General features: G+C 49.2%; 3 protein-coding genes. All 3 read right to left on the reverse strand.

Annotated features, from left to right (window positions below):
• Positions 1-948 (reverse strand): FliI/YscN family ATPase (locus U9P07_03925; GenBank protein MEA2108547.1); only part of this gene is annotated, 948 nt, incomplete at its 3' end.
• 30 nt (positions 949-978) lie between these two features.
• A complete protein-coding gene (locus U9P07_03930) occupies positions 979-1,836 on the reverse strand; it encodes a FliH/SctL family protein (GenBank protein MEA2108548.1) in 858 nt (285 codons plus the stop codon).
• The coding region (gene fliG, locus U9P07_03935) for a flagellar motor switch protein FliG (GenBank protein ID MEA2108549.1) at positions 1,823-2,821 on the reverse strand (999 nt) is incomplete at its 5' end. The genes fliG and U9P07_03930, both read right to left, overlap by 14 nt.

Raw genomic sequence — 2,821 nt, forward strand, 5'->3', positions numbered from 1 at the left:
ATCATCACCTTCAACCAGAACCGTATATAAACCGGTAATACTGCCATCACTTTTTGAACGGCCAGCTCGTTCCAGAAGTTTCGGCAGCAAAGCAAAAACAGAAGGAGTATAGCCCTTGGTTGTGGGAGGCTCTCCAACCGCCAGACCAACCTCACGCTGGGCCATAGCAAACCGGGTCAAAGAATCCATCATCAGCAGAACATCGCGGTTTTTTTCCCGAAAATACTCGGCGATGGCGGTTGCCAGAAAAGCTCCCCGCATGCGCACCAGCGGCGGTTGGTCCGATGTTGCCACCACTACCACACTACGAGCCAGTCCTTCCGGCCCCAGGTCACGTTCAATAAACTCCCGCACCTCCCGACCCCGTTCGCCGATCAGGGCAATAACATTGACATCGGCCATGGTATAACGGGCCATCATCCCCAACAGGACACTTTTACCAACACCTGAGCCGGACATAATTCCCAGCCGCTGTCCCTTACCACAGGTCAACAGAGCATTGATTGATCGAATACCAAGATCCAGTGGTTCCCTGATTCTTGCCCTTTCAAAGGGATTAAGCGGATCCCGATAGATGGGAATTTCTTCATAACATTCCAGCGAACCCCGGCTATCAAGAGGCTGACCCAACCCATCTATAACCCGACCCAACAGCTTTGGGCCGACCCCGGTAGTAGCCCGATGTTCCCGGGAAATAATCTGGCTTCCCGGGGCAATCCCCAATCGGTCGCCAAGGGGCATCAACAGGATACGCTGATTACGAAAGCCAACAACTTCAGCAATAATACTGGTAGAAGTTTTTTCATTGATAATCTGGCAGACATCTCCCACGGAACTGGGTGGACCACTGCCCTCGATAATCAACCCGGACATCCCCACTACCTGGCCGATTGAACGCATTGTCCTGCAACCCTCAACCCGTTCGATCAGCTGATCAAAATCAAGCATGTCCACCTCAAAAAGCTGACAAATCCCTTCTCAGTCCCGCAGGGCATCACTGATCTCAGCAAACCGGGTATTCAGTCCGGCATCCACCTGCCCAACCGGAGTTTCCAGGATGCAGCTTCCCCGTGCCAGGCCTTCACCGGCCACCAGCTGAACCTGTTCCAGCTGCTCAAACTCAGCCTGTAGAGCAGGCAGTTTATCATTGAGAACCTGGTAATCATCCGGATGCACTCGCAGGGTTATGGGACCTTTAGCCGGCATTTCGCTGATAGTTTCACGGGCAATGGTCGCCATAACTTCGGGGTTTTGAGATAACTCCTGATGAACAATTTTACGGGCAATCACCATGGCCAGGTCAAGCAACTGGGTCTCGTACTGCCCCAGCAAGTCTTTTTTCAAAGAGACAAAAACGGAAAGCATCTCAGCCAGGCTGGCTACCTGAACCGCCACCTGTTCATCTCCTCTTTTCAGCCCCTCTTGAAAACCCTGTTCTTCGGCTTCCCGGCATATTTTCGCGGCTTTCTGTTCAGCCTGTTTTACTAACTCTTCAGCCTGGCTTTCAGCCTCCAGCCGCAACTGGTACAATTTATTTTCCTGCTCTTTTTTAAAGGCTTCAAGTTGATCAAGCAATCGGCGCCGGGTATTTTCAAGATTCCGAGAATCTTTTGCCAAATTGCCCGGCAATGACTGTTCAAATACGGTCGGCAAAAAATCTTTAAGGGAGCGAGACAGGGGATTTTTACCAGTTTTTCTGGTGGATTCGTTTAACGCCGGGAAGGAAAATTCATGGGTGACCTCAGGCTGAGAAAAACCCCCATCAACCATGCCGTCATTGGCAAAATTGCAGGGAAAAAATGGTGGCTTCTGATTATCCTGTTCAGACAACGACATCACCCCCACCGCTGCCGGCAATCACAATTTTACCTTCTTCTTCCAGTTTACGTACCACTTTTACAATCACCTGCTGGGCTTTCTCCACATCCGAAAGCCTCACAGGTCCCAATGATTCCAGATCATCTTTCACCATGGATGCTGCCCGCTGGGACATGTTGGAAAAAATCTTCTCTTTAACTTCTTCGGTGGCAGTTTTCAAAGCCAGCAGTAAATCTTCATTATTTATTTCTTTCAGTATTGACTGAATACCACGATCATCCACTTGGATCAAATCGTCAAAGGTAAACATGAGTTTCCTGATATCTTCAGCCAGATCGGGATCATTTTCCTCAATAACTTCCATGATACTGGCTTCAGTATTCTTATCAAGGTTATTGATCAGTTCCGAAACCACATCCAGACCTCCAAGGCGCTGGCTTTCCATTCCCCCGGTCGTTTTCAGTTCACTTTCAAGAACATTCTCAATTTCACTAATCATTTCCCGGGGGACCCGGTCAAGGCTGGCAATACGTAAAACAACATCGGCCTGGACACCTTCCGGCAGCAAGCCAATAATCTGAGACGCTTTTTCCGGTTCCAGATGAGCCAGGATCAGAGCAACCGTCTGGGGATGCTCAGCTTTAATAAATGAGGCAATAACCTGAGGATCAACATGAGCCAGGGTACCAAAAGGTTTTTCCTGCAATGAGTCGCCGACCTTATCAAGAAATTTTTTGGTCTTTTCGTCACCCATAGTTTTCTGCAGGATATTTTTCAAATAGTCCTGACCGCCATAAAACATGGACTTACTGCCCGCGGCATCAACAAATTCATGGGCAATTTTTTCAGTTATTTCACCGGTGACATTACCCAGCCGGGCAATTTCCCGGCTGATCTGCTGCAGCTCATACTCGGTAAAAGTTTCCAATACTTTGGAAGCCATTTCTTCTCCCAGGCCGAGCAGCAAAATCGCCGCTTTCTGGCGCCCGGTTAAATTATCCCC

The organism is Pseudomonadota bacterium, assembly GCA_034660915.1.
In the GTDB taxonomy this organism is placed as follows: Bacteria; Desulfobacterota; Anaeroferrophillalia; order Anaeroferrophillales; family Anaeroferrophillaceae; genus DQWO01.

Excerpts from the sequence above, each read along its gene's own strand:
- U9P07_03930 (MEA2108548.1), bottom strand. The coding sequence starts at position 1,836 with ATGTCGTTGTCTGAACAGGATAATCAGAAGCCACCATTTTTTCCCTGC.